Genomic DNA, 1,676 nt, shown 5'->3' on the forward strand with positions numbered 1-1,676 from the left:
GGCTATAATGCCCTCTGAGTATACAGATGAAATAGAAAATTCATCCAATACTCGGAGGGCATTTTTCTATGGGAAGAAAATCGAAATATTCAGCGGAGGAAAAACTTTCCATCCTCAAGGAAGCTTCACAAGTTGGAGTACCTAAAGTGATGACCAAGTATAACATTGACAGAAAAGCTATCAGACGATGGGGATACCTTTATAAATATCAGGGGCTATTGGGATTAAATCCCCCTCATAGTAACCAAAGTTATTCTAAAGAATTCAAACGTTCATTAGTTGAACAGTATCATCAATCTAACGAATCAATGGAAATTTTTGCGATTAAACACGGCTTACGTTCAGTAACACAGTTATATTATTGGATTATCCAGTATAATGAATCTAACTTAAAGGCGTATACGCCAAGAAAGCGAGATTCAAAAATGAGCGGACGAAAGACTAACTTTGAAGAACGACTGACGATTATTGAAGAACTCATCAAACATGACGTTAATTACAATTGGGCAGTTGAGAAATATCACGTCAGCTACCAACAAGTCTATGGTTGGTATCAGAAATACCTCAAGAGTGGTAATGACCCGGAATCGCTTCGTGATCGCCGAGGTAAAGCTAAACCTGAGAAAGAATGGACAGAAGTGGATCGCCTTAAGGCAGAAAACCGTTTACTGAAAGCTAAATTACAAAATCAGGAGATGGAGATTGCCTTCGCAAAAAAATTAACGGAAATACGCAATCGGGAGGTGGGCAAAGGTTCCGGTACCAAGCCATCAAAGAACTAAATCAGGAAAATGGCTGGTCAATTAGCCGGTTGTGTAGAATAGCCGAGTCTTCACGAGATGGTTATTATAAATGGCTTAATCGAACGCCAAGCCGTTATCAGAATGAGCAGGCAAAACTACTTGACGCAATTTTAAAGTTAGAGGAAGAGCATAATTGGACGCTTGGATATTTAGCAATGACTACCCAGTTAAAATTTGAGAATCAATTAAACTTTACAGCCGGGCTAAAGCGAGTAACTAACTGCATGCGTAAGCATGGAATTCAAGCCAACGTTAGGAAGAAGAAACATAATCGTATTAAACGCCGTAAAGAATACGTCAATGATAATCTACTAAATGAGCAGTTCAATCGTGAAAGCAAAAATGAAGTATGGGTCACCGATACAACGGAAGTTGCCTATGGTGAACACACCCTTCATAAAGCACGAGTACACGTTGTTTTAGATTTATATGGTCGTTACGTTTTAAGTTCCAATATTTCAGATACAGAAACTTCATCAGCGGTAATTGAAACTTTCAATCGTGCTTTCGCGGTTGAACCTGATGCACAACCAATGATCCATACTGATCGTGGAGCAGCCTATTGTTCAAGTATGTTTAACGACTATTTAGCATCAAAAAATTGCGTTCACAGCATGTCGCATCCAGGTCATCCATGGGAGAATTCGCCAATGGAACGCTGGTGGAACGACTTTAAGCTGGTTTGGATGAATAAGCATGCACGACCCAAAACACTGGAAGAGCTAGAACAACTCGTCAAAGGGGCCATTGAATACTTTAATACTAAACGTGCTTATACAAGCAGAAACGGCTTAACCGCGGAACAATTCCGCAATCAGGCCGCATAAACTAATTTTATCTATTTAACCTGTATACTTGACGGGACACAGTGCC

General features: G+C 39.9%; 2 protein-coding genes. Both read left to right on the plus strand.

What is annotated here, in order from left to right:
- The first annotated feature begins 68 nt into the window (after positions 1–68).
- On the plus strand, positions 69–782 hold the full coding sequence (locus HMPREF0494_RS10645) for a helix-turn-helix domain-containing protein (RefSeq protein ID WP_007124986.1): 714 nt from the start codon (positions 69–71) through the stop codon (positions 780–782).
- Between the two features lie 20 nt (positions 783–802).
- Positions 803–1,630 (plus strand): IS3 family transposase, encoded by an 828-nt coding sequence (locus HMPREF0494_RS10650; protein WP_235803848.1) that lies wholly within the window; start codon positions 803–805, stop codon positions 1,628–1,630.
- The last annotated feature ends 46 nt before the right edge of the window (positions 1,631–1,676 follow it).

This window comes from Limosilactobacillus antri DSM 16041, assembly GCF_000160835.1.
In the GTDB taxonomy this organism is placed as follows: Bacteria; Bacillota; Bacilli; order Lactobacillales; family Lactobacillaceae; genus Limosilactobacillus; species Limosilactobacillus antri.

Coding starts and splice junctions, on each gene's coding strand:
- HMPREF0494_RS10645 (WP_007124986.1), top strand. CDS start 69: ATGGGAAGAAAATCGAAATATTCAGCGGAGGAAAAACTTTCCATCCTC.